The sequence below is a fragment of the Stenotrophomonas rhizophila genome (assembly GCF_020857975.1).
Lineage (GTDB): Bacteria > Pseudomonadota > Gammaproteobacteria > Xanthomonadales > Xanthomonadaceae > Stenotrophomonas > Stenotrophomonas rhizophila_C.
Genome location: NZ_JACWUO010000010.1, coordinates 23,884 through 44,974, shown reverse-complemented (window position 1 = coordinate 44,974; position 21,091 = coordinate 23,884). Strand labels below are relative to the sequence as shown.

At 68.0% G+C, this 21,091-nt stretch carries 15 protein-coding genes; 9 read left to right on the top strand and 6 right to left on the bottom strand.

Annotated elements, in window-relative coordinates; translation table 11 throughout:
• The first annotated feature begins 153 nt into the window (after positions 1–153).
• The 7 genes from IC535_RS11300 to IC535_RS11270 all read left to right on the top strand — a co-directional run bounded on the left by IC535_RS11300 (position 154) and on the right by IC535_RS11270 (position 8,884).
• Positions 154–3,204 (top strand): TonB-dependent receptor, encoded by a 3,051-nt coding sequence (locus tag IC535_RS11300; RefSeq protein ID WP_228886266.1) that lies wholly within the window; start codon positions 154–156, stop codon positions 3,202–3,204.
• 76 nt (positions 3,205–3,280) lie between these two features.
• A complete protein-coding gene (locus IC535_RS11295; RefSeq protein WP_228886267.1) occupies positions 3,281–4,666 on the top strand; it encodes a hypothetical protein in 1,386 nt (461 codons plus the stop codon).
• A gap of 109 nt (positions 4,667–4,775) precedes the next feature.
• Positions 4,776–5,210: a pyridoxamine 5'-phosphate oxidase family protein gene (locus tag IC535_RS11290; RefSeq protein WP_228886268.1), complete on the top strand. Its 435-nt coding sequence runs from the start codon at positions 4,776–4,778 to the stop codon at positions 5,208–5,210.
• Between the two features lie 3 nt (positions 5,211–5,213).
• On the top strand, positions 5,214–5,963 hold the full coding sequence (locus IC535_RS11285; protein ID WP_228886269.1) for a DUF72 domain-containing protein: 750 nt from the start codon (positions 5,214–5,216) through the stop codon (positions 5,961–5,963).
• Entirely contained in the window at positions 5,956–6,729 is a 774-nt protein-coding gene (locus IC535_RS11280) for a DNA-formamidopyrimidine glycosylase family protein (RefSeq protein WP_228886270.1), read from the top strand. The genes IC535_RS11285 and IC535_RS11280 overlap by 8 nt, the downstream gene beginning before the upstream one ends.
• A 126-nt stretch (positions 6,730–6,855) precedes the next feature.
• The gene (locus tag IC535_RS11275) at positions 6,856–7,527 is read left to right on the top strand and encodes a class I SAM-dependent methyltransferase (RefSeq protein WP_228886271.1); all 672 of its coding nucleotides are present in this window, start codon (positions 6,856–6,858) and stop codon (positions 7,525–7,527) included.
• A gap of 76 nt (positions 7,528–7,603) precedes the next feature.
• Positions 7,604–8,884 (top strand): MFS transporter, encoded by a 1,281-nt coding sequence (locus IC535_RS11270; RefSeq protein ID WP_228886272.1) that lies wholly within the window; start codon positions 7,604–7,606, stop codon positions 8,882–8,884.
• 140 nt (positions 8,885–9,024) lie between these two features.
• On the opposite strand, the gene IC535_RS11265 is transcribed toward IC535_RS11270, so the two are convergent.
• The 4 genes from IC535_RS11265 to IC535_RS11250 all read right to left on the bottom strand — a co-directional run bounded on the left by IC535_RS11265 (position 9,025) and on the right by IC535_RS11250 (position 15,009).
• Entirely contained in the window at positions 9,025–11,226 is a 2,202-nt protein-coding gene (locus tag IC535_RS11265) for a TonB-dependent siderophore receptor (RefSeq protein ID WP_228886273.1), read from the bottom strand.
• A gap of 374 nt (positions 11,227–11,600) precedes the next feature.
• Complete coding sequence (mqo, locus tag IC535_RS11260) at positions 11,601–13,292, bottom strand: malate dehydrogenase (quinone) (RefSeq protein WP_228886274.1); 1,692 nt, start codon at positions 13,290–13,292, stop codon at positions 11,601–11,603.
• A gap of 142 nt (positions 13,293–13,434) precedes the next feature.
• On the bottom strand, positions 13,435–14,019 hold the full coding sequence (locus tag IC535_RS11255) for a hypothetical protein (protein WP_228886275.1): 585 nt from the start codon (positions 14,017–14,019) through the stop codon (positions 13,435–13,437).
• Between the two features lie 84 nt (positions 14,020–14,103).
• Complete coding sequence (locus tag IC535_RS11250) at positions 14,104–15,009, bottom strand: LysR family transcriptional regulator ArgP (RefSeq protein WP_228886276.1); 906 nt, start codon at positions 15,007–15,009, stop codon at positions 14,104–14,106.
• A 136-nt stretch (positions 15,010–15,145) separates the two neighbouring features.
• Here IC535_RS11250 and IC535_RS11245 point away from each other — a divergent pair, with 136 nt between their 5' ends.
• Together IC535_RS11245 and IC535_RS11240 are read left to right on the top strand one after the other, a co-directional pair.
• On the top strand, positions 15,146–15,781 hold the full coding sequence (locus IC535_RS11245; protein WP_228886277.1) for a LysE/ArgO family amino acid transporter: 636 nt from the start codon (positions 15,146–15,148) through the stop codon (positions 15,779–15,781).
• 142 nt (positions 15,782–15,923) lie between these two features.
• Positions 15,924–17,915: an alpha/beta hydrolase family protein gene (locus IC535_RS11240; protein WP_228886278.1), complete on the top strand. Its 1,992-nt coding sequence runs from the start codon at positions 15,924–15,926 to the stop codon at positions 17,913–17,915.
• Between the two features lie 142 nt (positions 17,916–18,057).
• Here the strand turns inward: IC535_RS11240 and IC535_RS11235 are convergent, their stop codons facing one another.
• Together IC535_RS11235 and IC535_RS11230 are read right to left on the bottom strand one after the other, a co-directional pair.
• A complete protein-coding gene (locus tag IC535_RS11235; protein ID WP_228886279.1) occupies positions 18,058–19,836 on the bottom strand; it encodes a peptide MFS transporter in 1,779 nt (592 codons plus the stop codon).
• Positions 19,837–19,884: 48 nt separating this feature from the next.
• Entirely contained in the window at positions 19,885–21,069 is a 1,185-nt protein-coding gene (locus IC535_RS11230; protein WP_228886280.1) for a DUF1624 domain-containing protein, read from the bottom strand.
• Positions 21,070–21,091: the final 22 nt, after the last annotated feature.

Sequence of the window (21,091 nt, the reverse complement as noted above, 5' to 3'; positions counted from 1 at the left end):
CAGTGTGTCGCTGCGATGCCGATTCTGCGGGGCACTGTCAGAAAAAATTCATCGAAACAGCGGTGCCCGATCCGCGCCCTGCGCCGTCGTAGTCATGGCATGCGCGACCGAACCCGTTGCGCGCCCACCGCCATTCCCAGACTGGATTCCACGATGCGTCGCACCCTGTTCCTTTCCATCGCCCTTGCCCTGCAGGTCACCGCTACCACCGCCGCGGCCGAACCAGCCCGCGTCGCCAGCCAGGCCATTGCCGCCCAGCCACTGGACAGCGCGCTCAACGCGCTGTCGCGCCAGACCGGCCTGCAGTTCGTCTACAGCGCACAGGCGGCCGGCAACCCGCGCACGGCCGCGGTCCCGGCCGGGCTGTCGGCCGAGGCGGTGCTGACCCAGCTGCTGGCCGGCACCGGCCTGCGCTTCCGCTACCTCAATGCCACCACGGTGACCATCGAGGCCGACGCCGGTGCGCCGGCCCCGGCCGCGAGCGCGCTGCCGGCCGCCGTCGGCAGCGACAGCGTCGCCGTGCTGGAGGGCAATGCCGCCGCCGGCGGCGTCCAGCACTTGGAGACCATCCAGGTTACCGGCAGCTACAGCCGCAGCCTGGAGCAGGCCGTGGACCTCAAGCGCAGCAACATCGGCTTCTCCGACTCCATCGTGGCCACCGATGTGGCCGACTTCCCCGAGCAGAACCTGGCCGAAGCCCTGCAGCGCATGCCCGGGGTGACCATCGAACGCAGCAAGGGCCTGGGCACCAAGGTAAACGTGCGCGGGCTGCCGTCGGAATACACGCTGGTGTCGATCAACGACCTGGCCACCGCCTCGGGCAGTGGCGGCCGTGATGTGGAGTTCGACATGTTCGCCTCGGAGATCATCCAGCAGGTGACGGTGCAGAAATCGCCGACCGCCGCCGATGAAGAAGGTGGCATCGCCGGCGCGGTGAAGATCAGCACTGCCCGCCCGTTCGACTACAACGAGCGCAAGCTGGTGCTGTCGGCCGAAGCGGCGCACAACAGCATTTCCGAAAAGGTCGATCCGCACTTCGCCTTCCTGGCCAGCGACACCTGGGGCGACTGGGGCGCGCTGGTTTCGTATTCCCAGGCCAAGCGGACCAACCGCACCGACGCCAACTCGGGCATCAACTTCCGCCCGGCCACGCGCTTCCTCGCCGATGCCGGCAGCCGCGGCAGCCAGGCCGCCGCGGTGCTGGCGCGCGATGCCGGGGTCACCTTCAGCAACCGCAGGAACGCCGCCGAGACCGACCTGGTCGTGTTCCAGGACAAGGTCGGCGACCGCGTCTACCTCAACGAGCAGGACAAATGGGGCGCCACCGCCTCGCTGCAGTACAAACCCAGCAGCACCTTCAGCCTCAGCTTCGATGCGATGCGAGGCGGTTACGACGCCACCGAAGACGAGTACGACGCGGCCGCCTATTCCGCCTCCAGCCGCAGCACCTTTGACACCATCCATGCCTACGACGCCAGCACCCTGTCCGAGTACGGCATGGTGGTGCTGCGCGATGTCTCCTATACCGCGACCCAGCACGAGATCCTCAGCAAGCAGCGGAGCAACAAGACCGACTACAGCCAGTACAGCGCGGCCCTGGACTGGAAGGGGGAGAGCTGGTACATCGACGCGATGGCAGGGTACTCCGGTGCCGAGAAGCACTCGGATTACGCCAACCTCAAACATGTCGCCTATGCGCCGTCGCGCACGCGCTGGACCGACCAGGGCGGGGAAACCATCAGGAGCGCCAGGTCCGGCAGCTTCGACATGTATGCCTCGCCGGACAAGTACCTGTTCGAGGCCTATGAAACCACGCTGGAGAAGGTGGTCGACGACAAGTACGCCGCCCAGGTCAACATCACCAAGCTGCTGGACCTGGCGTTCCTGCCTGCGCTGCGCAAGCTGCAGTTCGGCGCGCGCTACACCGACAAATCCAAGCAGCGCCAGTATGGCGAACTGAAGATCACCGGCCCCAGGGCCGGCGACAGTTCCTGGGTGAACAGGCGCACCCTGGCCGACAACCCTCTGCAATGGATCGGCGACATCGTGCCCGGTGGCGACTACAGCATCGACGGCCGCAACTGGCAGCAGATGTCCAATGCCGATGCGCGCGCCACCTTCCGCTACCCCGGCTTCCATACCCCGTTCGAACCGGGCCAGTACTACCGTGTCGATGAGCAGGTGGCCAGCCTGTATGCAATGACCGATTTCGCCTTCGATATCGGCGCGGTTCCGGTGACCATCAACGCCGGTGCCCGCTACGTGGACACCTCGGTGACTTCGTTCGGCTATCACCCCATCCAGCGCCCCGACGGCAGTACCGGCTACACCGATACCCCGGTGTCCCGGGACGGCAGCTACAAGAACGTGCTGCCCAGCATGAACGCCACCGCCGAACTGGCCGACGGCCTGCTGCTGCGCGCGGCCGCGTCCAAGACGCTGATGCGCCCGGCGCTGACCGACATCGCCTACAAGCGCACCGCCAGCTGGAGCTCGTTCCGCTTCACCGACGGCAATCCGGACCTGAAGCCGACCTACGCCAAACAGTGGGAAGTGGGCCTGGAGAAGTACCTGGACAACGGTGCGTTGCTGGCGGCCTCCTACTTCCGCAAGAACATCGACGGGGTGGTGGTCAACTCGCTTACCGGCGTGGTCAGGGACGTGGCGGTGTACAACGCCAATGGCAGCCTCAACGGCATCTACGACTTCGACGTGTACCAGCCGGTCAACGCCAAGGGCGCCTACCAGGTGGACGGCGTGGAACTGGTGGCCCAGCTGCCGCTGGGCATGTTCCACCCGCTGCTGGAAGGTTTCGGCATCAACGGCAACTACACCATGCTGGACAGTTCGCTGGCCGGCGAATCCAAGCTGGGCATCCGCACGCCGATGCCGGGCCTGGCCGAAAAGACCTGGAACCTCACCGCCTATTACGAGAACAGCCGCTTCGATGCGCGGTTGTCGTACAACCACAAGGGCGACTACGTCGAAACGATCGGCTATGACATGTACCCGATCTGGCGCGATGCCTATGGCCAGCTGGATATGTCGATCGGCTACCGGATCACCGACAACATCAAGCTCAGCCTGAAGGGCATCAACCTGACCAACGAGATCACCAGCGGCTACACCATGGACCCGTCGTTCCCGACCATGTACGAAGCCTCCGGCCGCCGGATCAGCCTGGGCCTGCGCGCGGATTTCTGAGCCCGGACCAACGCCCTGGCCGGCGCCGGTATGCCCGGCGGCCGGGCCGGGGCGTGTCATCACAAGGAATACGAACATGCGTGAGCTGTTTTTGCCGGCTGCCCTGTTGGGCGCCCTGCTGGCGGCCGGCCCGGCGCTGGCCGCCGATGCCGACCACGGCCGCCAGTGGCTGGCCGGCGACCACCACGTGCACAGCGAATGGAGCGTGGACTGGGACCGCAGCACCACCCCGCCCACGCCGATCCGCGGCGGCGATTCGCCGTATACGCGCAGCCGCAATGCCGCGCAGGCGCAACGCTTCGGCCTGCGCTGGATGGTGCATACCGACCACGGCGGCCCGGGCCATTCGGCGGTCACCCGCGACCTCTCGTACCCGGCCCTGCTGCAGGCGCGTGCCGACGTACCCGGGCTGATCCAGTTCAACGGCATGGAGTTCGACGTGCCGGCCGGCGAGCATGCCTCCCTGATCATCGCCCCGGGTCCGCACGAGCGCGACCAGCTGGTCACCGCCGAGCGCGACTACAGCCGCGGCGAGCCGCTGGAGGACGGCAGCCGCGACAGCCAGCAGCACATGCTGGCGGCATTGGCGCACCTGCGCACGCTGACCCCGTTGCCGCTGATGTTCATCAACCACCCCGCGCGTACCGCCAGCGCGATGGGGCAGTGGGGCGAGGTCACCCCCGAAGAGCTGCGCGATTGGCACGATGCCGCTCCGCAGGTGCTGGTCGGCATGGAGGGCGCACCGGGCCACCAGGCCACCGTCGACGAGCGCGGCCTGTACCGCAATGCCGGCGCACCCACCCTGGGCGGCTTCGACCAGATGACCGCGCAGGCCGGCGGTGCCTGGGACGCGCTGCTGGCGCAGCAGCGGCGGTTCTGGATCAGCGCCAGTTCCGATTCGCACGTCAACCTGCGCGATGGCGGCCGCGATTTCGATCCGGGCCAGTACAGCAAGACCTACGTATGGGCGCGCCCGCAGGCCGATGACATCCTGGATGGACTGCGCCATGGCCGGATGTTCGCCGTTACCGGCGATCTGATCGATGCACTGGAGTTGAGCGTGCAGGCCGTGGACGGCGGCGCGTCGGCGACGATGGGCCAGACCCTGCGGCTGCCGGCGGCGGCGATGATGCGCGTGCAGCTGCGCGTGCGCCAGCCTGCCACCGCCAATGCGGCCGGCCAGCGGCCGCCGCTGCAGCAGCTGCAACTGCTGGTGGGCAGCGGCGACGGCGCCGGCGGGGTGCGGATGCAGACCCGGCGCTTCACCGCGGCCGACTGGCAGCAGCAGGGCGCCTGGCGCAGCGTGTCGTGGGAGCTGCCGGTGCCGGCCGCAGGCGGCTTCGTGCGGGCGCGCGGCAGCAATACCGCCGAGGCCGCGCCGCTGGCAGACGTGCGCGGCGAAGATCCCTGGCAGGACCTGTGGTTCTATTCCAACCCGGTGTTCATCCAGACCGCGCGGTGACCGGGCCTGCCAGTGCCGGCGGGCGCGTGAAGACCGCGCCAGCATCCCTGCACGGCGCGGTCACCGCTGCTCGCCGACGCTGGCAGCCTGTTTCCCGCCCGGATGCGCCATGCCCACCCTGACCCTGCCCGAACTGGCCAAGAAGATGGCCGACATCGACTTCAGCATGCTGCAGACCCACGCCGCCAGCGGCGAGATCGCGGCGCGCCCGATGAGCAACAACGGCGACGTCGACTACGACGGCGACAGCTGGTTCTTCTCCACCGAAGATACCGACATGGTCCGCGAGATCCAGCGCGATCCCAGGGTCGGGCTGACCTTCACCGGCAGCAAGTCGCTGCTCGGCAAGCCGCCGCTGTTCGTGGCGGTGCAGGGCAGGGCCACGCTGATCGGCGACAAGGCCACCATGGAGCAGCACTGGGTGAAGGATCTGGAACGGTGGTTCGAGCAGGGCGTGGACACGCCCGGGCTGGTGCTCATCCGGGTCACCGCCGGCCGCATCCACTATTGGGATGGCCAGGACCAGGGCGAGATCCTGCGCTGAGCGATGCCTGGCATGCCTGCGTCGACCGCACCCAGAATCGGATGCGCCGGATGGTCCATCGCTAGCCGCGATGCCCACCTGTTCGGCCCGGGCGAGAGCATGCTGGCGCGTTACGCCACCCGGTTCAGCGCGGTGGAGATCAACTCCTCGTTCTACCGTCCGCACCAGCGCAAGACCTATGAGCGTTGGGCGGCCACGGTGCCGGCCGGGTTCCGTTTTTCGGTGAAACTGCCGCGCACGGTGTCGCACGACGCCGGCCTGGTGGGTACCGGCCCGCTGCTGGACCGCTTCCTCGACGAGGTGGGCGGGCTGGGCGCCAAGCTGGGCGGGCTGCTGCTGCAACTGCCGCCTTCGCTGGCCCTGGATACGCGGCGCGCGGCCAGCTTCTTCGCCGCACTCAGCCGACGCAGCCAGGCGGCGGTGGTCTGCGAGCCGCGCCACGCCAGCTGGTTCACCGCGCAGGCCGACGCCCTGCTGCAGCGGTATGGCATCGCGCGGGCCGCGGTGGATCCGGCGCGGTTTGCAGCGGCCGGCCAGCCCGGCGGCGCGCAGAGGTGGCACTACTGGCGATGGCATGGTTCGCCGCGCATGTACTACAGCGACTACCCCGACGCCGCCCTGGCCGGGCTGGCGGCGCAGGTGGCGGCCCGGCGCATTCCCGGCCGGGCGCCGTGGGTGATCTTCGACAACACCGCGCACGGCTTCGCCGTGGCCAACGCCGCGCGCCTCCAGCACATGGTGTCCGATGCCTGAAGGTCCTTCGATCGTCATCCTGCGCCAGGCGGCCGCCAAGTTCGGTGGCAAGACCGTGCGCCGCGCGCCGGGCAACAGCCGCCTGGACCTGACCCGCATGGAGGGGCGGCGGGTGCTGGCGCTGCGCAGCTGGGGCAAGCACTTCCTGGTCCAGTTCAGCGATTTCAGCCTGCGCGTGCACCTGCTGATGTTCGGCAGCTACCGCATCGATGAACGCAAGCCGGTGCCGGCGAGGGTATCGCTGCAGTTCGACAACGGCGAGTTGAACTTCTATGCCGCTTCGCTGAAGTACATCGAGGGCGCGCTGGAGGAAACCTATGACTGGCGCGGCGACGTGCTGGCGCCGGAGTGGGACCCACGGCTGGCGCGGCGCCGGCTCAAGCAGCAGCCGGACACGTTGATATGCGACGCGCTGCTGGACCAGGACATCTTTGCCGGGGTGGGCAACATCATCAAGAACGAGGTGCTGTTCCGCACCCGGGTACACCCCGAATCGAAGGTGGGCGACATTCCGCCGCGCGTGCTGGGCAAGGTGATCGCGCAGGCGCGCCAGTACAGCTTCGATTTCCTGGAATGGAAGCAGGCGTTCGAACTGCGCAGCCATTGGCAGGTGCATACCCGGCGCACCTGTCCGGTTTGCGGTGGCCCGTTGTCCAAGACCTACCCCGGCAGGACCCGCCGTCGCACGTTCTTCTGCCCCAACTGCCAGGTGAAATATACGGATCCATCGCCCGGCGGTGACAGGCCGGCGCTGGCGGTCCTGTAGGATGGGCCCGTCCCACGCCGTTACGCGCGTCCTGCGCGGTCTGCCAACGACCGCCCGCTTCGCTCCACTTTCAGGGTTCCGCTTTCCCCAGCGAAGGCGGCACTCCCCGTGTCCCACGGAGCGCACATGCCGGGCTATACCACCCGCATCCTCACCATCCCGGTCGCCGGCCACGACTTCCGCATCCGCGCGCTCAGCGACCTGCAGCAGTTCGCCGATCCGACCGGCCGCGCCCGCCGCGCCGGCATCCATTCGTCCTTGTGGAGCCTGTTCGGGCAGGTCTGGCCGGCGGGCAGGGTGCTGGCCGAGACCATGAGCACCTACCAGGTGGCCGGCAAGCGCATCCTTGAACTGGGCTGTGGCCTGGGCCTGTCCAGCCTGGTGCTGGCCAGGCGCGGCGCCGACGTGGTGGCCAGCGACCACCATCCGCTGGCCGAATCGTTCCTGGCCTACAACGCCGGCCTCAACGACCTGCCGGCCATCCACTACCGCGATCTACCGTGGGAGTTGCCGGATGCGTCACTGGGCCGCTTCGATCTGATCATCGGCAGCGACGTGCTGTACGAGCGCGGCCACGCCCTGCAGATCGCCACGATGATGGAGCGCCACGCGCGCCCCAGCGCCGAACTGCTGCTCACCGACCCCGGCCGCGGCAACGTCGGCGCGTTCTCGCGCGCGATGGCCGCCCAGGGCTATGCGGTGGACGAGGAGTACGGGCTGTTCGATGACGAAGGCGATGCCCCGGGACGCGGTCGGCTGCTGCACTATGCGCGCCAGGCCGCAGGTGCCGCAGGCTGATGTAGTGGCGGCGTGAGCCTGATGCCGGCCCGGATGTCGTAGGCTCGGCGGCACTGGATTGCAGGCGCGGTTGCCGATGTCGTTGAACCCTTCCCTGAGCGCGCCGTCGATGGCGCCGCGCACCCGCTCGATGATCGTCGCCGGTCTGTCCACGGTGGTGGAGTGGTACGACTTCACCTTGTACCTGTACCTGGCCACGGTGCTGTCGCGGGTGTTCTTCGGCGGTGGCGATAACGCGCTGCTGGCAACACTGGCCGGGTTCGCGGTGTCCTACCTGATGCGTCCGCTGGGCGCGCTGTGCTTTGGCCATCTCGGCGATCGTTTCGGGCGGCGCTACATGCTGCTGGCCTCGATGCTGCTGATGACGGTGGCGATGCTGGCCACCGCGCTGCTGCCCACCTTCGACAGCATCGGCGCCAGCGCCGGCGTGATGCTGTTGCTGCTGCGCTGCGTGATGGCATTTTCGGTGGGGGGGGAATACACCGGGGTGGTGGCCTATCTGCTGGAAACCGCGCCTACCCGGCGGCGCGGGCTGGTGACGTCACTGGCCTCGGCGGCCAGCGAGGTCGGCGCGCTGCTGGCGGTGGCGTTGTCGGCAGTGACCGTGGCGCTGTTGAGCACCGCGCAGCTGGACGGCTGGGGCTGGCGCATCCCGTTCTTCGTCGGCGCGGTGCTGGCCGGTGCGATCCTGCTGGCGCGCTCGACCATGCACGAGTCGCCGGAGTTCGAACGGCAGCAGGCCGCCGGTACGGTGCCGACCTCGCCGATCCGCGATACCTGGCGGCACCACCGCGCTGCGGTGGCACGCACCTTCGCCATTTCCGCGCTGGGTTCGATCACCTATTACGTAGGCATCACCTATGTGCCGGCGTTCCTGGGTTCGGCGGGCGAGGTCGATGAATCGCAGGCACTGTGGCTGTCCACCGTGGCGGCGGTGGCAGTGATCGTGGTGACACCGCTGGCCGGTGCGCTGTCCGACCGGGTCGGGCGGCGACCGGTGTTGATCGGCTTGGCGCTGCTGTCGGCCTTGCTGCCGCTGACCATGTTCGCGGTGATGGCGCGCGGCACGGCGCTGGAGATCGCGTTGGCGGCGGTGGTGCTGGCCTGCCTGGCCGGTGGCGTCAGCGCCGTGGCCGCCCCGGCCACGGCCGAGCAGTTCCCCGGCGAAGGGCGCCTGAGCGGGCTGGCGCTGGGCGTGACCATGGCCACGGCCGTGTTCGGCGGCGCCACGCCCCTGCTGGCCGAACTGCTGGTACGCCATACCGGCTGGGCCGCGGCGCCCGGTGCGATGATCGCGCTGGTGGCGGTGCTGGTGCTGCCGGTGCTGTGGACGCTGCGCGAGACCCGCCCCCGGTAGTGCCGGCCGTTGGCCGGCTCCCTGCGATGCCCGGATCGGCGAGGAGCCGGCCAGCGGCCGGCACTACCGTCGGCTGCCGAACAAAAACGGGTCGCCCGAAGGCGACCCGTCCGTTGCAGCGCGGTGCTGGCTGCGCGCCGTCAGAACTTCCAGCGCAGGCTGGCCGCCACAAAGCGCGGCTCGCCGTAGTTGTTGTAGTCCAGGTTGGCCCAGTAGGTCTTGTCCAGCGCGTTGCGCACGCTGAGCGTGGCGGTCCAGTTGTCGCTGATCCGGTAGTTGGCGTTGAACTGCACCAGCGCATACGCCGGCTGGTTCACCGTCACCGTGCCGCCGGCCGGGGTGGCGATGTTGTAGCCGCGCACCTTGCTCTGCCACTGCACGCCACCGCCCACGCTCAGCCGCTGCAGCGCACCGCGCAGCTGCACCTGGGTGTTGATCTGCAGCAGGTCTTCGGCCGGATTGGCATACAGCAGGTCGGTGGCCGCACGGGTCACCTTGACGTGGGTGAAGCCGGCATTGACCGTCCAGCCCGGCAGGATCTCGCCGTTGATGTCCATTTCCCAGCCGCGCGCCTTGGTGCCGTTGACGCCGAGGTAGGCCGAGCTGCCATCGCTGAGCGAACCGTCCGGGACGCTCATGTCGCGTACCGCATAGTTGTCCTGCTTGGCCTCGAACACGGCGGCGTTGGCGGTCAGGCGGCCGTCGAACCACTGGCTCTTGATGCCCGCTTCCAGGTTGGATCCCTGCACCGGCGCCAGCAGGTTCTCGTTGCGGTCCTTGTAGTTCTGCGGGTTGAAGATTTCGGTGTAGCTGGCATAGGCCGCCACGTTCGGGGTGATGTCGTACACCAGGCCCACATACGGGGTGACTTCATCGCTCACCTTGTACGCGCCGCTGGTGCCGGTATAGGCGCCGGCGGCGTTGTAGGCGCGGGTGAGGGTTTCCCAGCGGCTCAGGCGGGCACCGGCGATCAGCGCCAGCGGATCGGCCAGGCGCAGACGGGTGGCCAGGTAGACGCCGCTCTGCGTGGTCTTGGCCACGCGGCGCGCGCCGGTGAGGGTGTAGGTGACTTCGGAGATGTCGCCATCCCAGGTGTGCACATTGGGGATGTAGTAGCAGCGTTCGCGGCCACAGGTTGCCCAGTCGCGCGGGTAGTTCAGTGCGAGTGTATTGGTGATCGCTTCCAGGTCCGCCCACTGCGCGCCCACGGTCACCTCGTGCTCCCGGCCCCACAGGTTGAACGTACCGGTCAGGTAGGCATCGACGTTGCGGCGGGTGTCTTCCGAATCGCCGGCGGCGGTACGCAGGTAGATGCCCGCGCCGGTCACCGGGTCGGGGTTGCCGGTGCCGTACAGGCGCATGTTCTGCACGTTGCCTTGGGTGTAGGCGGTGTTGACCTTCAGCAGCCAGTTCTCGCCGAAGCGCTGCTCCAGGTTGGCGAACACCGTGCTGGTTTCGCGCTGCCAGTAGCTCCATTTCGGCGCCAGGTTGGTCGAGCGCGGCAGGTGCGCGAAGTTGCCCTGGCTGTCGAAGAACGGCACCGTGCCCCAGGTCGAACCCACCGGGTTGTTGTCCTGGGTCTGGTAGCCGACGGTGACCGTGGTGCTGTCGGTGAGGTCGCCCTCCAGCACCGCCATGCCGGCCATCTTGTTTTCCTTGTAGCGGTCGTAATAGAAATCGCGGTCGGTGTAGGCGGCGACCACGCGGCTGCGGAATCGGCCATCGGCGGTCAGCGGCGCGGTGACGTCCGCTTCCATGCGCCGGTAATCCCAGCTGCCGGCACTGACCGCGAACGAGGCATCGAATGCCTTGCCCGGGCGCTTGCGCAGCAGGTTGACCGTGGCCGAGGGCACGCCGGCACCGCTGAGCAGGCCGTTGGCGCCGCGGATCACTTCGACGCGGTCGTAGAAGGCGGTGTCGTATTCCTGGTTGGTCGAGCCGCTGTAGGTGGGAATGCCGTCGACCTGGAAATCGGTGATCGCAAAGCCGCGCGCGTAGTACAGCGGGCGCTGGGTGTCGTAGAAGGACACGCTGACGCCGGTGACGTTGCGCATCACGTCATTGAGGCTGAACAAGGATTCGTCCTGCAGCCGTTGCAGGCCGATGGCGGTGGTCGATTGCGGGGTTTCCTGCAGGGTCAGCGGCAGCCGCGTGGTGCTGGACGGCGCCGGCCGATCGCCGACCACGCTGACCTTGTCCAGGGTCTTGGCGTCGGCGTTGCCGGCCGCATCGGCAGCGGTGCCGGCCAGGGCCTGCGGCGGGGCGAGCGACAGCGCCGCAAGCAGGGCCAGGCCCAGTGGCGCACGGCGGAAGGGACGGGACGAAGGAGCGCGGAAGGACATGCGGAGGTCTCGAATCGGTGTCGGAGGGGAGGCAGCAGGACAGCGGGCACGGCGGACCAGGCACGGGAGGCGCCTGGCACAGGTCCTTCTGGGATGCGGGAACCGGCCGGAAGCGGAGCGGCGCGGCGGTCACCGGCGGCGGGAGGCGCAGCGGGGCCGATGGCAATCCATTGAGACCATCGGGCACCCGCACCGTCGGTGCAGCGGGGAGCAAATGTAAATGGTTCTCACTCGCTTTACAATCGCAGGAGCGTGGCGGCAGGCGGTGCCGGGCCGGGCCGCCGTTGCCGGGTGTAGTCACCGGCGAAAAAAAATCCGGCCCCGTGAAGGGCCGGATCGGTTGCAGCGGGCAGCCGGGGCTGCCGCAGGCAGGCTTACAGCGCCTGCAGTTCTTCGTTGGCGTTGCGCTTTTTCTGCGCCGGCGCGGTGGCCGCCGGCGGGGTCAGCATCACCGCCGGGCTGGTCTGCTCGGGCACGTCCAGGTACGGCAGGTCCAGTGCCTGGCTGGTCTGGCGGCGGATCTGGTTGGTCAGCGCCGGGCTGTCGTTGAGCTTGCGCCCGTAGGACGGCACGATCTGCCGCAGGCGGGTTTCCCAGCCGGCGGCCATCTGCTCGGGGAAGGCCTTCTTGAGCAGGTCCAGCATGATCGGCGGCGAGGTCGATGCGCCCGGCGAGGCGCCCAGCAGCGCGGCCAGGGTGTGGTCCCGGTCGGTCACGATCTCGGTGCCGAACTGCAGCACCGCTCCCTTTTCCGGGTCGCGCTTGATGATCTGCACGCGCTGGCCGGCGGTGACCAGCTTCCAGTCCTCGCGCCTGGCGTTGGGGAAGTACTTGACCAGCTCGGCCTGGCGGTCGGCATCATCCAGCCGGGCCTGACCCATCAGGTATTTCACCAGGTCCAGGTTCTCCGCGCCCACATCGAGCATGCCGGCCACGTTGTTGTGGTTGACCGAGGAATACAGGTCGAACCACGAGCCGTGCTTGAGGAACTTGGTGCTGTACAGCGCGAACGGCCCGAACAGCACCACCGGCTTGCCGTCCAGCTTGCGCGCATCCAGGTGCGGCACCGACATCGGCGGCGAACCGGTTTCGGCCATGCCGTAGGCCTTGACCGAATGGCGCCCGGCGATCGCCGGCGACTGGAACGCCAGGAACTGGCCGCCGACCGGGAAGCCGGCGTAGTCCTTCGACTCGGGGATGCCCGACAGCTGCAGCAGCTTGAGCGCGGCGCCGCCGGCGCCGATGAATACAAAGCGCGACTTGATCGTGGACTCGGTGTTGGCCTTGAGGTCCTTGACGGTGACGTTCCAGCTCTTGTCATCGTTCTGGCGCAACGCGCTGACTTCATGCTCCAGGTGCAGGCTGAAGTTCGGGCTGCGCTGCAGGCCGGCGGTCAGCTGGCGGGTGATCACCCCGAAGTTGACGTCGGTGCCCAGCGGCATCCAGGTGGCGGCAACCTTCTGCCCCGGGTCGCGGCCTTCCATCAGCAGCGGCGCCCACTGGCGGATCTGCGCGGGGTCCTCGGAGTACTGCATGCCGTAGAACAGCGGGTTCTTGACCAGAGCCTGCTGGCGCTTGTGCAGGTAGGCGATATTGTCATCGCCCCACACAAAGCTCATGTGCGGGGTGGGGTTGATGAAGTCCGAGGGCTGGCTCAGGCGGCCGGCCTTGACCTGGTGCGACCAGAACTGGCGCGAGATCTCGAACTGCTCGGCAATGCCGACCGCGCGCTTGGTCTCGATGCTGCCGTCGGGCAGTTCGGGGGTGTAGTTGAGCTCGGCGAAGGCCGAATGCCCGGTGCCGGCGTTGTTCCAGCCGTCCGAGCTTTCCAGCGCCACCCCGTCCAGGCGTTCGTACACCTGGATGTTCCAGTCCGGCTGCAGTTCCTGCAGGAAGGTGGCAAGGGTGATGCTCATGATGCCGCCACCGACCAGGACCACGTCGACGGGTTTGTCATTGCCGGCGGCCGGTACCGAGCGCTGGTGCAGCGGCCAGTACAGGAACACCGCTGCGGCCAACAGCAGCAGCACGAGCAGGCCGAGGACGACCTTGGCGAGTTTTTTCATGGGGATCTCGGGTGGGGGAGATGTGAACAGGATGCCGCCGCCATGGGGAGCAGGCGTGAAGATGCAGCGGCCGGGCGTCCGATGGTGGCGATTTTATCGCCTTTGCCCCTTGATTTGGTGCAACGCAGCATCCGATCGCCGGTCAGTCGCCGGCCAGGGTGAAGTATTCGACCAGGAAATAGCCGCACTGGTAGGCCAGCGCCGCCAGCGCCAGGCCCAGCTGCACCGGGCGCTGGCGGCAGGCGATGCCCAGCCCGGCGATGACCAGCATGATCGCGGTATGCACCAGGTAGGCCTGGCCAAGCATCTGCCAGCGGCTGTGGCCCTTGATCGCGGTATCGCCCAGGTCGAGCAGGGTGACCAGCGCCAGCATCCCGAAGAAGCCGCCGCGGCGCTGCAGCAGGTAGTTCTCGTAGCTGCCGAACTCGCGCAGGTCGTCGGGGAACAGCAGCACGCACAGCATGAACCAGCAGGCGCAGTAGACGATCACGAACAGGTACAGCTCGAAGGTCCATTGCCGTACCTCGCTCAGGCCGAACTCCCACCACCAGAAGCTGACCACCGAGATCAGCGCCCACACTACCCAGCACAGGTGGATCCACGACCAGCCGCGGCGCTGCGGGTGTTCGATGATCGACGCCAACCCGCGCAGCAGGGTGGTGATGCTCAGGCCCAGGATGATGCTGAGCACCACGCGGATATGCAGGTAGACCGGATCGGTTCCCATCGACGTCCCCACGGCTGGATGCGTCGATGCTGCCCCGGAGGGGGTATGCAGGCCGTGTAGAGCCGGTGCCGCCCGGCCGGGGCGTCACCGCTTCCTGCGCACCAGTGTTGCCGATGCCGCCAGCACCGCGCGGGTCAGCAGGGCCATGGTCTGCACATCGCCCTTCCAGTGCTGCCAGTACAGCGGCACGTCCTCCCAGGCGCGCTGCTTCATGTAGACCAGGCGCCCGGCCTCCAGGTGCCGCTTGACCAGCGGCAGCGGGTTCATGGTCCAGCCCAGCCCGCCCAGGTTGGCCTGCACGAACGCACGGGTGGAGGGAATCCACCAGGTCGGCGCGGTCAGCGGCAGGTCGGCGCCGGCCAGGCGCCGGGCGAAGCGCGCCTGCATGTCGTCCTTGCGGTTGAACACCAGCACCGGCGCCTGGGCCAGCGACTGCGCGTTGACCCCCTTGGCGAAGTACTTCTCCTGGAAGGCCGGGGTGCAGGTGGCGGCGTAGCGGATGCTGCCCAGCGCATGGATCTGGCAGCCCTGCACCGGCTCGTCCAGGGTGGTCACTGCGCCCAGCACCGCGCCCTGCCGCAGCAGCGCCACCGTGTGGTCCTGGTCTTCCGAGCGCAGGTCCAGGGTGGTGCCGGTCTGCCGGGCGAAGCTCAGTGCCGCCTCGGGGAACCAGGTTTCCAGGCTGTCGTGGTTCACCGCCACCGGGATGCTGGCATGCGGCAGGTCCTCGTCGGCCAGGCCCATCCGGTGCAGCGCGTCGTGCTCGAGCAGGGCGGTCTGTTCGGCCAGCTGCACCAGCACCTGGCCCTCGTGGGTGGCCACCGCCGGCGAGGAGCGCTTGACCAGCAGCCGGCCGACCCGGTCCTCCAGCGCCTTGATCCGCTGCGATACGGCCGAGGCGGTGACATTGAGCGATTGCGCGGCCCGCTCGAAGCTGCCTTCGCGGATCACTGCGGCCAGGGCGCGCAGCTGGGCATGGTCGATGCGCATGATCTTAAGTCCTGCTAAAGATGGTTAAGTAAGTTTAGCTCTACTTTTCAATGTTGCGGCGCGACAATACGCGCCATCCGGTGCTGTACGCCTTGGCGAGGCACCGCTCCCCCCAAGCAAGACAAGGCGGTACCCCATGTTCTCGATCATTTCCGGCGGCCCGGGTCTGGCCGCGTGGCTCAGTGGCGCCGCCACCGGCATCGGCCTGTTCGCGGTGGTCGGCGCGCAGAGCGCCTTCATCCTGCGCCAGGGCATCCTGCGCAAGCACATCGTGCCGGTGGTGGCCACCTGCGCGGCGATCGACGGCATCTTCATTTTCGCCAGCGTGGCCGGCCTGCGCACGCTGACCCAGGCCCTGCCGTGGCTGACCACGGTGGTGCTGTGGGGCGGTGTGGCCTTCCTGGCCTGGTACGCCTGGCAGTCCGCGCGCCGCGCGCTGGCCGGTGGCGGTGGCATGAATGTCGATGATGGCGATACCAGCTCGCGTCGCGCGGTGCTCACCGCCGCGGTCGGCTTCTCGCTGATCAACCCGCATTTCTGGCTGGACATGATGGTCATTGGCGGCATCGCCGAAAACTTCGGCAATGCGCGCATGGCCTTCGCCGCCGGGGTGTTCACCGCCAGCTGCCTGTGGCTGACCGCGCAGGGCCTGGGCGCGCGCCTGCTGGCCCCGTTGTTCACCAAGCCCAGGACCTGGCGCATCCTCGACGGCACCATCGCGGTGATCCTGTCGATCCTGGCCCTGACCCTGGCGTTCCGCGGCATGCATTGATCTCTCTCTCCATCCATGCATGCCTTTGAATGGCACCGTTCGCGGTGCCATTCTTCTTTGTGACCTGCCGCTGGTCCGCAGCCCGGCCCACCCCCTAGAATCGCCGACACGGACACGATGTCCGGCAACAGGGGGGTAAGGGATGCGCAAGTCACGATGGGCGGCATTGGCCGTGGCGGGAATGTGGGGCATGTTGGCCGGCCAGGCCGGCGCGGTGGACCTGGAGCGCTATCTCAAGCGCGATACCTTCACCGATATCAAGATTTCGCCGGGCGGCGACTACTACGCGGCCACGGTGCCGATGGAAGACCGCACCGCGCTGGCGATCCTGCGCCGCGAGGACGGCAAGATGGTGGGTTCGTTCGTGCCGCCCAGGAACAACCACGCCAGTTCCTTCGACTGGGTCAACGCCGAGCGCGTGCTGATCGGCCTGGCCGAGAAGTTCGGCTCGCTGGACGAACCGCGCCCGACCGGTGAGCTGTATGCGATCAACGCCAACGGTGGCCGCGGCGAGCTGCTGGTCGGTTACCGGGTGGAGAGCAAGGGGCCGGGCACCCTGATCCAGCCCAAGAAAGTCGAAGCCGTTGCCGCGTTCCTGGCCGACGACCTGCCGCAGGACGACCGCAACGTGCTGGTCAGCGTATGGCCGTTCAGCGACGATCCGTTCACCCGCGCCGACCGCCTGGACGTGCAGAGCGGCCGCCGCCAGACCGTGGCCCGCTCACCGGTGCGGCGCGCCGATTTCGTCACCGACCACCAGGGCCAGGTGCGCTTCGCCCACGGCGCCGGCACCGACAACGTCAACAAGCTGTATTACCGCGAAGGCTCGGGCGATACCTGGAAGCTGATCAACGACGAGGCGGTCAACAACAACCGCATCGAACTGCCGATCGGGTTCTCCGCCGATGGCCGCCTGGCCTACCTGCACACCGAGATGGAGCAGGGCCCCGACGCCATCCTGAGCTGGGACCCGGCCACCGACGAGCGCCGGCAGATCCTGCGCGACCCGCTGGTGGATGCGTACCGGGTGATCTACAAGCCGGGCACCGCCGTGCCGGTCGGTGCGCTGTATCTGGGCGATACCCCGCGCACGCGGTTCTTCGACGAAACCTCGCCCGAGGCCCGGCTGTACCGCAGCCTGGAAGCGGCATTCGGCGGCGATGCGGTGTTTGTCACCTCCAGCACCCGCGACGGCAGGCAGTTGATGGTGGAAACCTGGTCGGGGCGCAATCCCGGCGACTTCTTCATCTACAACACCGACACCAAGAAAGCCGAGCACGTGATCAGCCGCAGCGACTGGATCGACCCGGACACCGCGGCCACGGTGCGCCCGTTCCAGCTCAAGGCCCGCGACGGGCTGCCGCTGCATGGCTTCCTGACCCTGCCGGCCGGCGGCGAGGGCCGCGACCTGCCGATGGTGGTGATGCCGCATGGCGGGCCGTTCGGTCCGTTCGACGATGGCAAGTACGACGTGGAGACCCAACTGCTGGCCGCGGCCGGCTATGCGGTGCTGCAGGTGAACTACCGCGGCTCGGGCAACTATGGCCGCGCGCACCGCAATGCCGGTGGCCGCCAGTGGGGCGGCACCATGCAGGACGACCTGACCGATGCCACCCGCTGGGCGATCGGGCAGGGCGTGGCCAATGCGGCCAAGGTCTGCATCTATGGCGCCAGCTATGGCGGTTATGCCGCGCTGATGGGCGCGGCCAAGGAACCGGCGCTGTACCGCTGCGCGGCCGGCTATGTGGGCGTGTACGACCTGCCGATGATGTTCACCACCGGCGACATCCAGCGCCGTGGCTCGGGCGAGACCTACCTGAAGGAATGGATCGGCGACCCGAAGACACTGGCGGCGGTATCGCCGGTCAACCTGGCCGCGCAGATCAAGGTGCCGGTGTTCCTGGCCGCCGGTGGCGAGGACGAGCGCGCGCCGATCCAGCACACCAGGCGCATGGAGGCGGCCTTGAAGAAGGCCGGGGTTCCGGTGGAGGCGCTGTACTACCCCACCGAGGGCCACGGTTTCTATACCGATCCGCACCGTCGCGAGTACTACACCCAGCTGCTGGCCTTCCTGTCGCGCAGCCTGGGTGGCAGCACCGCTGCTGCAGCAACGGCCGAGCCGGCCAAGCGGTAGACGCCAGGCAAGGCGCGAAACGACAACGGCACCGCAAGGTGCCGTTGTCGTTCCACCTCCCGGTAGGCCCGGGCCATGCTCGGGCAACGCCATCGCGGACATCGCCGCACCGCAATGCAATGCATCCGACCATGGGTCGGACCTACCGCACTCCGTGCATCATCCGCTTCAACAGCGGCGCGCAGGCCAGCGCCACCGCCGCGCAGCCCAGGCCGATCCACATCAGCAGCCAGAACAGGTGTTCGTAACTGGCCGCAGCACTGCTCAGGTTGAGGGTTCCGCCCTCGGGCACCTCGATCGCGGCCAGCTTGCCGAACAGCGCGGCCAGCGTTTCGGAGAACGCGGTGGCCAGGAACCAGGTGCCCATCATCAGGCTGACCACGCGCGGTGCGGCCAGCTGGGTGACGGCCGACAGGCCGACCGGCGACAGGCACATTTCGCCGATTTCCAGGATCAGGTAGGCCAGTACCAGCCACCACACGCTGGCCATCTGCCCGGTCGCGCCGACCTGCTGGGCGGCCAGCGCCAGCGGCACGAACGACAGCGCGGCGAAGACCAGCCCGAACGAGGATTTGAGCGGCTTGGACGGGTCCAGCCGGCGCCGGTCCAGCCACGCCCACAGGATCGCGAACAGCGGCGCCAGCACCACCAGGAACAGGCCGCCCAGGTAGGTCAGCGAACCGGCGGTCTGCGGAATCACCAGGCAGTCGCGGATCAGCATCACCAGCATCAGCGCGACGATGGCGATGAACAGGTTGCGCGGCGCGCTGGAGGCGGGGCTGCGCTCGGACAGACGCGCGGCTGCCACAAAACCCAGCGGCGCCAGCAGCAGCGAAGCGATCGACCACGGCAGCGGAGTGCCGCCACGGACCACCAGCGCCGGCACCAGGTCCTTGGTCAGCAGGCGGTCGGTGAAGGTCACCCAGGAACCGTAGGTCTGCTCGTACAAGGTGAAGAACACCAACGCCATGAAGATCAATGCCATCAGCGCGATCATCTGCTGGCGCTGCACCGGCGTGCAGCGGGTGCCGGTGAACCAGGCAAACCACAGCAGCACCGCGCCCAGCACCACGATCATCAGCATCAGCGCCAGGCTGAGCTCGCCGCCGAGCGCGAACGCGCCATTGGCGGCGGCCCACATCAGCGCGGCCACCGGAATCACCGCGAGCACGGCCACCGCATAGATCAGCCACTCGCGGCCGATGCCCAGCACGCGCTGGCGCAGCGCCGGCGCATCGGACGGTTCGGCGTGGCCCTGCAGGTATTTCTGCCCCCACAGGAACATGCCCAGGCCGATCACCATGCCGATTCCGGCCGCGCCGAAACCGTACTTCCAGCCGTAGGCTTCACCGAGGAAGCCGCACACCAGCGAGGCGAACAGCGCGCCCAGGTTGATGCCGGCATAGAACAGCGAAAAGCCCGAATCGCGGCGCGGATCGTTTTCCGGGTACAGCTTGCCGACGATGGTGGAGATGTTGGGCTTGAGGAAACCCACGCCCATGATGATCAGCGCCAGCGACAGGTAGGTGATGCCCAGCGCGGCGTCGTCGCGCACGACCTGGCCGTCGATGCGGGTAGCGGCATGGCCCTCGAACGCCATGCCCAGGTGGCCCAGCACCAGCAGCACGCCGCCGAACACCACCGCCTTGCGCATGCCCAGCCAGCGGTCGGCCAGCAGCCCGCCGAATACCGGAATGCAGTAGACCAGGCCACCGTAGGCGCCGAGCAGGTCCAGCCCGGCCTTGTCGCCGAACAGGTGGTACTTGGTCAGGTACAGCAGCAGCAGCGCCTTCATGCCGTAGAACGAGAACCGCTCCCACATCTCGGTGAAGAAGCAGACGTAGACGCCCTTGGGATGGCCGAGGAAATCGTCGGAGGCAGTTGAGGTTGAGGTCGAGGCGGGCAGGGCGGCTGCGGTCATCGAAGTGGCAACGGCAAAGAGGCGGCAATTATAGGAGCCACGTTCGCCTCACAGGTACCGCAACCACGCGATATCCCGCCGCCGCGCTTTCAACCGCGCAAACGCCCGGGTCGGCCAGTACAACGCCAGCGCCAGCACGGCGGTGATCGCCCACAGCGTGGCGACGTGGTCCACCCCGAAATACCCGCCGTGGGTCTGCCCCCATTGGGCTTCGGCCAGTACATACAGCAGCTTCAGCACATACAGGTGCAGCAGGTAGAAGAACATCGGCGCCGCGCCGATGTCGGCCAACGGCGCCAGGGCCCTGGCCACCGCCGGGCGCTCGTACAGGCGCAGCAGCAACAGCCCCACGCCTACGGTGAGCAGCACGAACAGCAGCGACGGCGGGTACTTGGTGACATTGAAGAAGCTCATCACGGTCTGCCCGGCCGGGCCCAGCGCCTGCCACGGCGCATCGCCATAGACATTGAGCGCGCGCAGCACGACGAACCCCAGCAGCGCCCCGCCACCGGCCCACAGCAGCCGTTTCCGGCGCAGCACCGCATCACCGCCACGCGCGAACCACGGCCCCAATACGTAACCCAGCGCGATCACCCCGACCCACGGCAGCACCGGGTACGAGGTGCGCAGGCGCAGGTGCTCGCCCAGGTCGATCCAGTCGCGCTGGTGCAGTACTTTCCACAGCACCGCCAACGCGCCATTCCCGTGCACCTGCACGCCATCGAGCAGGTTGTGGCCGGCGATCAACGCCAGCGCCACGACTGCCAACGCCCCGCGTGGCAGCCACAGCAGCCCGGCCAGCGCGATCATGCTCAACCCGATCGCCCAGATCACCTGCAGGTAGATCACGCTCGGCGGGAACTGCAGGGTCCAGGCGAAATTCACCACCAGCACTTCCAGCGCCACCAGGAACAGCCCGCGCTTGAGCAGGAAGGCCGCCGCCGCGCGCCGGCCCTGGGCCTGGCCGCCGCCGTACAGCCAGGCCGACAGGCCGGTGAGCAGCACGAACACCGGCGCGCACAGGTGGGCCAGCAGCCGGCTGACGAACAGTGCCGGTTCGACCTGGTCCACCGCCATCGGGTCGGCCACCTGGGCGTGCAGGAAGAAGGTCTCGCGCACATGGTCGAGCAGCATCAGCACGATCACCGTGCCGCGCAGCTGGTCGATCGAGGTCAGGCGGGGAGAGGCTGGGGCCACGGGCGCTGCCAGGTCTGGCGTGACAGGATATAACATAACAATGCGGGATGGCCGCTGT

What these genes read in the sequence shown, in the direction of transcription:
- IC535_RS11245 (WP_228886277.1), top strand. Translation starts at nt 15,146, where the DNA reads ATGTTCTCGATCATTTCCGGCGGCCCGGGTCTGGCCGCGTGGCTCAGT.
- IC535_RS11300 (WP_228886266.1), top strand. Translation starts at nt 154, where the DNA reads ATGCGTCGCACCCTGTTCCTTTCCATCGCCCTTGCCCTGCAGGTCACC.
- mqo (WP_228886274.1), bottom strand. Translation starts at nt 13,292, where the DNA reads ATGAAAAAACTCGCCAAGGTCGTCCTCGGCCTGCTCGTGCTGCTGCTG.
- IC535_RS11275 (WP_228886271.1), top strand. Translation starts at nt 6,856, where the DNA reads ATGCCGGGCTATACCACCCGCATCCTCACCATCCCGGTCGCCGGCCAC.
- IC535_RS11255 (WP_228886275.1), bottom strand. Translation starts at nt 14,019, where the DNA reads ATGGGAACCGATCCGGTCTACCTGCATATCCGCGTGGTGCTCAGCATC.
- IC535_RS11295 (WP_228886267.1), top strand. Translation starts at nt 3,281, where the DNA reads ATGCGTGAGCTGTTTTTGCCGGCTGCCCTGTTGGGCGCCCTGCTGGCG.
- IC535_RS11250 (WP_228886276.1), bottom strand. Translation starts at nt 15,009, where the DNA reads ATGCGCATCGACCATGCCCAGCTGCGCGCCCTGGCCGCAGTGATCCGC.
- IC535_RS11285 (WP_228886269.1), top strand. Translation starts at nt 5,214, where the DNA reads ATGCCTGGCATGCCTGCGTCGACCGCACCCAGAATCGGATGCGCCGGA.
- IC535_RS11265 (WP_228886273.1), bottom strand. Translation starts at nt 11,226, where the DNA reads ATGTCCTTCCGCGCTCCTTCGTCCCGTCCCTTCCGCCGTGCGCCACTG.
- IC535_RS11230 (WP_228886280.1), bottom strand. Translation starts at nt 21,069, where the DNA reads ATGTTATATCCTGTCACGCCAGACCTGGCAGCGCCCGTGGCCCCAGCC.
- IC535_RS11280 (WP_228886270.1), top strand. Translation starts at nt 5,956, where the DNA reads ATGCCTGAAGGTCCTTCGATCGTCATCCTGCGCCAGGCGGCCGCCAAG.
- IC535_RS11240 (WP_228886278.1), top strand. Translation starts at nt 15,924, where the DNA reads ATGCGCAAGTCACGATGGGCGGCATTGGCCGTGGCGGGAATGTGGGGC.
- IC535_RS11235 (WP_228886279.1), bottom strand. Translation starts at nt 19,836, where the DNA reads ATGACCGCAGCCGCCCTGCCCGCCTCGACCTCAACCTCAACTGCCTCC.
- IC535_RS11270 (WP_228886272.1), top strand. Translation starts at nt 7,604, where the DNA reads ATGTCGTTGAACCCTTCCCTGAGCGCGCCGTCGATGGCGCCGCGCACC.
- IC535_RS11290 (WP_228886268.1), top strand. Translation starts at nt 4,776, where the DNA reads ATGCCCACCCTGACCCTGCCCGAACTGGCCAAGAAGATGGCCGACATC.